We start from the raw sequence: 6659 nt of genomic DNA, 5'->3' as shown, positions 1-6659 counted from the left end.
TGTTCAGGTCTCGACATGAACGGCGAGCTTCGCCTTGATAAAAACCATTTTAGGATCCGCAGAGATCTATCCGAATTAATCAGAGGTGCCCTAGTTTTCCTCTGCCACCGATTGTTGCAACAGGCGCTGCAGCCTAGGCCGTGAAATTCCCAATATTTCACAAGCTCTACCCTTATGACCGTCGGTAAATTCCATAACCCGGTAAACATGTTCCAGCTCTATCTGTCGAAGACTTTTCTGGGCTTGATCAACCGTCGTCAGAGATTCCTCATCCTGTGCCGCCGGGGACTGGAAAGTATCGGAAAGCAGGTCTCGTGTTATGCAATCTCCAGGCGCCAGGGCCACCGACTTGGTCAACACATTCTCAAGCTCACGGACATTTCCCGGCCACTCATAATTCCTGAACGCAGCCATCGTCGACTGTGATATTGACGTCACATTGGTTCCCAGCAATGCGTTGATTCTATGCAATAAAACCGGCACCAGATCTTCCAGGTCATCCAGTCGATCACGCAACGACGGCAACTCCAGACTGACCACTTCCAGACGGTAAAAAAGATCCGATCGAAATTTGTGATGCTCAACAGCTTCTGCCAGATCAACATTGGTCGCAGCAATTATACGCGCATTACTTTCATGAGATCGCTTTGATCCCAGCGGAGTGAATTCACGCTCCTGCAAAACGCGAAGTAGTTTGGCCTGAATGGCGGGCGATAATTCACCAACCTCATCAAGAAACAAGGTACCATTTTGTGCCAGCATAAACTTTCCGGGTTGAGCGCTCACCGCGCCACTGAAGGCGCCTCGTTCGTGGCCGAACATTTCCGATTCGAGCAGGGTATCCACCAGCGCGGCGCAATTGATCGCGACAAAGGGACCGCTGCTTTGTTTACTGGCCTTGTGAATCGCTTTGGCTACCAGCTCCTTGCCAGTACCACTCTCACCCGTAATCAATACCGTGGCCCCGTTACCCGAAACTCGACCGATGGTTTTGAACACCGTTCGCATCGGCTGGCTGCGCCCCACCATCAGATTATGATCCGGTGGCGACAGCACTCCATTACTGGCATCGTTTTGCACATCCCGACTGGCCAACGCCTGGTTCACAGCCCCTTGCAATTCGTCGAGATCGATCGGCTTATGAATATAGTCATCCGCGCCTCCCTGCATTGCCTGTATGGTGCTGTCCATATCGTGGAAGGCGGTGATCATGATTACCCGGGTATCCGGCCAACGCGCCTTGAATTCCAGCAAGCCGATCAGGCCACTCTCTCCACCCATGCGGATATCCAGAACAATGACATGGGGCAGAAATTTTTCACAAGCTTGTAAGCCCTGCTCAACAGAATGAGCAAGCTCAATAGAAAAACCTTCGCTGCCAAAATGCAATTCCAGCATCCGACAGATGGCCACATCATCGTCTACGATTAGCAAACGTTTGGTCATTCCAAATCACCCTCAAATAACGGCGGTTTCCTGTAGAACACCCATGGAAGCAGGTGCAACGGGAAGAATCACTTTGGCCACCACACCGCCCGATGCTCGTAATTCGAGTCGTATGCTGCCTTCATGTTTCTCAACCAGTTGCCGGGCAATCGCCAGCCCAAGGCCCGTGCCCTTTTCCTTACTGGTATAAAAGGGCTCGAACACATTGCCCATCATGCAGGGATCAAAACCCACTCCGTTATCGGTCACGACAACCTGCACTTTTGGGGTGCCATCGACAATTACCACGCCTGTTGATATTGTCAACTTAGCATCAGCCTGAGCAGCCAGCGCCTGGATTGAATTGGTGATCAAATTGCTAAATACCTGGCGTAATTTATTGGCATCGGCATAAAGGGTCGGTAATCCTTTTTCAATTTTAAAATCCAGCTGGATGCCTTGCTGATAGATCTGCTTTTGCAAACTGTTAATCGTCAACTCAAGTACTTTGTCGAGCTGAAGCCATTCGGGAGACAACCGAGTGGTACCGGAATAGTCCATCAAATCCCTCAGGATACCTTCCATATAACGAACCTGTTCCTGGGAGATTCCTATCAACTCTTCCTCTTGCTGATAGGAATCTCCCATCGCCGCACTGCGTTCTCTCATCAATATTTGCAAAGCCATCTTGATCGAACTTAAGGGATTACGAAGATCATGGGCGACCATATTAGCCATCGTACCAACCGCTGCCAGCTCTCGATTCTTTCGGTTTTCCTCTTCTTGCTGTTCCAGCATCACCTTGAGTTTTCGTTTCTCGGTAATGTCATCTTTGACAGACAGGTAGTGAGTAATATTTTCATTTATGTCAAAAATGGGGGATATGGTGGTTTTTTCCCAATAATAAACACCATTTTTCTTTTTGTTTTTTAAAACACCCTGCCAGGTTTCTCCAGCCTGAATTTTTTCCCAAAGCTCCTGGTACTCTTCATCCAGTGTTTCTCCGGAGCTGACAATACTCGGTTGTTTACCGATAACTTCATCGTATTGATAACCGGTAACTTCGACGAAACGTGGATTCACATATTCTATGCATCCGTTGGTATCGGTAATCATGACTATATTAGGACTTTGCTCGACCGCCATGCTTAGCTTTCTCAGTTCCGTTTCGATCTGTCGCTGTTTGGTGATATTCCGACCGAGGCAGATCAGGGAAGAAACCTGGCCGTGCTCATCGATGGCAAAGGTATTCGTCCAGGAAAACAGATGCTGATTCTGATGGGCATCGACCAGCCATTGCTCGACGTGCTCCTCGAGTTGCTGGTCCATTAAGTTACGCAGAAACACCGTGTAGTCACCACTGCGATGATCGGAATCGGGCAGCAGGTCGATCCACTCCATTTCCAGCAATCGATGTCGGCTATAACCCATAGTTCTGGCAAAGTGCTCATTACAGAAAATGATTTTTCCGTGCACGTCCATAATCAGGGCTGCCAGCTCAATATCTTCCAGCGCCCGCCGGAAACTACGCTCATAATTACGCTGTTCCTGAATAGCAATGGTCTTCATGCGCATGCTGCTGATAACAAAGGCACTGGCCAGCAGAATAATCAAAGCTACCAGATAAGCCGGCACCATTTTGCCCAGAAACTCTCGAGGGGCTTCATTGATTAACCGGTTGGGCGCAAACGAAATGACTTTCCAGTAATAGGACTTGGCATCATCATGCAGTCGATTCTGGGTATCTTCTAAAACATAGGGAAACAATGTATCAAAGCTGTAAAGGCCCTGATCAAATACCAACTGGCCTTTGGTGTTCGAATTGATCTGCTGCCAGGCGATGGGATGAGCTTCGGCAAAACTATCCTGATGGTCGAGCATAAAGCCCCAATTCTTGCCATCATCACCACCGACCAGCCAGTAACCTTCCGAATTGACCAACATCATTCGGTCCGACAGGTGGGAGGAAACCTGCTGGAAATTAGCGATCAGATCATCGCCTCGATAATTCGCCAGCAAATATCCCAGCCGTTTAGCTTCTTCATCAAACAGCGCAATACCAATTCGAATGGTGGGCTTAAAGGGTTGTTCAACCTGTGCAGACTCAACGTTGAGATCGAGTGGTGACAGGTATACCTCATCCGCTTCCAGACTTCTCATGCGATCAAAATAGTAGCGGTGGGATTTATCTTGCAGTTCAGAATCGGGAACCGGCAAGGGCCCCGCCGCGGCATTGTTAATACGCACCACTTCTCTGCCATTAACATCGAGCAAGCGAATCTGATCGTACCATTGCTTGTGTTTACTGAAGCTTAAAACAAAATGTGAGATATCATTGTAATGTTCAATAGAGCTCGACTTGCGCTCCATTAGATAACGGAAATGCTCACCCAGAAAGCGAACCTCATCCATCAGATAGCTCAGGTTTGCGGCGGCATTACTGCGAGACAGCTCCACCGCAATACTCTGCTTTTCTTCCAGCGAAACGGATTCGGTGTCGGTATAGATCCAGTAGTGCAGAACCATAACGGTTAACAGCAACAACATGGAAGGAATGAACAGCCTGAGCGCCCCCCTGACCACTTTACCCGCATTATCGGGCAAGGCAGGTTTACGAATACTGTTCAATCCCCGGGCAATCATTTTCAGACCGCCTGCGCGCCATGAATCGAGGTCAACATGGATACCGCCAATCGCCGCACCATGCTATCGGGGGTGTCGATAGCATCGATCAAGCGCGCCGTCGCTGCCTCCGAGTTCATCGGCCTTAAAACCTTTGCCGCGACATCACTCAGTGCACCGCCGGGCTCGAGCCCCATATTCACTAGCAACTCGACATCCGCATATTTCAAAGCACCCAGGGCTTCAATCACGACCACTCGCACACCAATTTCCGGGTCCTTATGGCAGGCCCGAATCGCCTGGATAATTCGTGTGGGCGCCACCTCATCGAGGGATACATGATCATTATCGTCCAGCTTTTTCCCGCCACGTTCGATGGCAACCAGCGATCGAATAGCCTGAATACGTACCAGCGTATCCTGATCATCCAGCGCCGCGAACAGAGGTTTGATCGCGCTCTTATGCCCCAGCACCCCCAGCGCCCGAGCGGCACCAAGGCGAATCTCTTCGGTACCGGCATGCAACTGCGTAACCAGCGCACCCAGACAATTTTTCAGGCTCTCGAGTTGAGGATGATTCTCGGCAATGGCGGCCAGGCTCTCCACCGCCTGTTTGCGCAATTCGGCGTTTTCATCCATCAGGCACAGCAACAGTTTTTGCACACTGAGTTCGTCACTGGCCTCAGACAATATCAATGCGGCCAGGACCGCCCGGGATTCGGCAGTAGATTCTTTGCGCCGCTTCTTGTCGCTCAGCATGCGTTCGCCAGTACGAGCGTTGTGATGCACCACATTGCCGAATTCGGCGTACTCTTCAGGCAGATCATCCACCATCTGCAAAATGCGTTCAGAGTCGGAACTCAGGTTCTGGGGGCTGGCCACAGCGGCTTCCGCATTACTGCGGGTGATGGCATCCAGGGTCGAACCTGCCGCCGAGGTAAAGTCATCATCGGTAGATTCCGGATAACTGGAGGACATACCAGCCAGGATCTCCTCCATGGTCGGTGCCTTTTCAACCTTGTCTTCCAGCGTCAGGGTATCGATCAGTTGCAGGTCGCCCTCGGGTTCCGTGGCGGCTTCAGGTTTGATGGCCACGACGGCCTCATCAAGCGACACAGAAGCATTCTCCGCGACAGCCTCTTGTTCCGTTACTTCAGCTGTCGGCTCTGGCAGCGGGGATTCCCCCGCGAGCATACGGTGCAACATCTCCAGTGGCGGGATTTCCAACGCCTCGGCTGTGGCCACAGAATTCAGTGCCAGTAAGGCTTTCATAGCGCCATGACGTACCGGCAGCTGCTCCGCGTCGCAACAACCCAGCAGAGCTTCCAGGGTCGCTTGAGAGCTGTCCTTTAATGCCTCCAGCGCTTTAATCGCTTCGCACCGCACCAGAGGGGAACACTCGGCATCGTTCACCCGCTCCAATACGGCGGGTACGTCCTCGGCCGACCCCACGCAGGCCAGTAGCTGGCAGGCAATCGAGGCTTCTTCTGCGTTCTCAGCCTGAGTGGCCCGCAGTGCCAATGCGGCCAGTTCGGAGCTGGGCGCCGGGCTATTTTTACAGCGCAGGTGCAGTAACCTGAGCGCCATCTGGCGAACGGGCTGGGAATCAACCTCGGCCAATTCAACACAGACTGCCGTATTCAGCACGCCGGCAGAAAGCCGCTCGAGTCCTTCGAGCGCCGCGACCTGAACATCGGCGTTAGGGTCCCCCAGAAGATGCACCAGGCGAGCAGCGCCGTCACTGTCCTGACGCTTCGACAGTGCCCGGCAACTGGCTTCGCGAACCTCAGCCCGCGGGCTTGCCAGCAGATCCGTTAACACGCTCAAGGCTTCATCGTTGTGACTGTGCCCCAGGGCGGTAGCAATGCGCCGCTGGCTGCGTGGTGTTGCATCCTGTAAACGTTGCTTCAGGCGTTCAGTCCCCGGTGCTCCCATCAGGGCCAGGGCCTTGAGGGCTTCGGATTCTATATCCTGGCAATCCTCATCATCGAGTAGCGCATCGATCTCATCCATCGCTGCCTGGTGACCATGATTGCCCATCGCCTTGACGGCTTCGAGCTGAAGATCCCACCAGTCATCCCACCCTTCCGATTCGCCGGTATCCATATCCTCCGGGCGCTCAAGCACCAGAGGGCGCAAGGCCTCCATCGCGATAGAACCGCCTCGTTCATTCAAGGCTTTGGCCGCGGCCAGTTTGACATCCCCGGCACAGTGATAAGCCAGCGCCTCTACCAGTCCCCGAGTCGCTTCCTCATCCCCCAGCACACCCAGGGCTTGGGCGGCATCGACACAGACATCCAGATCTTCGTCTTGCAAATGATTGTATAAAGCATCCTTTGCCCGCGAATCTCCCAGCCGCCCCAACGCCTGAGCAGCATTGCAACGATCAACCTCATCCCCTTGATCCAACAATGCGATTAAACGATCCACAACCTGTGACCGGATTGCCATATTCTACTCTCCCTTCAACCTCTGTTTTTCGCAGATCGATTGACCCCGAGGCCCATCCATCGGAATCACTTGCGCCTGTGAGCGGTATTCACTTCCCAAGCTAACAGCAGCAATCGTACCAACTTATGCAAGAGCGCTGGAGGCGCCACTTGACGTTTGCAG

At 52.4% G+C, this 6659-nt stretch carries 3 protein-coding genes; all 3 read right to left on the bottom strand.

Annotated features, from left to right (window positions below):
* Positions 1 to 90 precede the first annotated feature (90 nt).
* Genes MIB40_RS13405 through MIB40_RS13395 form a run of 3 tightly spaced genes read right to left on the bottom strand, consistent with a single transcriptional unit; the run spans position 91 to position 6497 of the window.
* Positions 91 to 1446, bottom strand: coding sequence for a sigma-54-dependent transcriptional regulator (locus MIB40_RS13405; RefSeq protein WP_249695119.1), 1356 nt, complete (start codon positions 1444 to 1446; stop codon positions 91 to 93).
* Positions 1447 to 1458: 12 nt separating this feature from the next.
* Entirely contained in the window at positions 1459 to 4068 is a 2610-nt protein-coding gene (locus tag MIB40_RS13400) for a PAS domain S-box protein (RefSeq protein WP_249695117.1), read from the bottom strand.
* Between the two features lie 2 nt (positions 4069 to 4070).
* Positions 4071 to 6497, bottom strand: coding sequence for a HEAT repeat domain-containing protein (locus tag MIB40_RS13395; protein WP_249695108.1), 2427 nt, complete (start codon positions 6495 to 6497; stop codon positions 4071 to 4073).
* Positions 6498 to 6659 lie beyond the last annotated feature (162 nt).

Source organism: Aestuariirhabdus haliotis, from assembly GCF_023509475.1.
GTDB lineage: Bacteria > Pseudomonadota > Gammaproteobacteria > Pseudomonadales > Aestuariirhabdaceae > Aestuariirhabdus > Aestuariirhabdus haliotis.
The sequence above is the reverse complement of the archived record's forward strand: the minus strand, read 5'-3'. Positions and strand labels throughout refer to the sequence as shown.

What these genes read in the sequence shown, in the direction of transcription:
- MIB40_RS13405 (WP_249695119.1), bottom strand. Translation starts at nt 1,446, where the DNA reads ATGACCAAACGTTTGCTAATCGTAGACGATGATGTGGCCATCTGTCGG.
- MIB40_RS13395 (WP_249695108.1), bottom strand. Translation starts at nt 6,497, where the DNA reads ATGGCAATCCGGTCACAGGTTGTGGATCGTTTAATCGCATTGTTGGAT.
- MIB40_RS13400 (WP_249695117.1), bottom strand. Translation starts at nt 4,068, where the DNA reads ATGATTGCCCGGGGATTGAACAGTATTCGTAAACCTGCCTTGCCCGAT.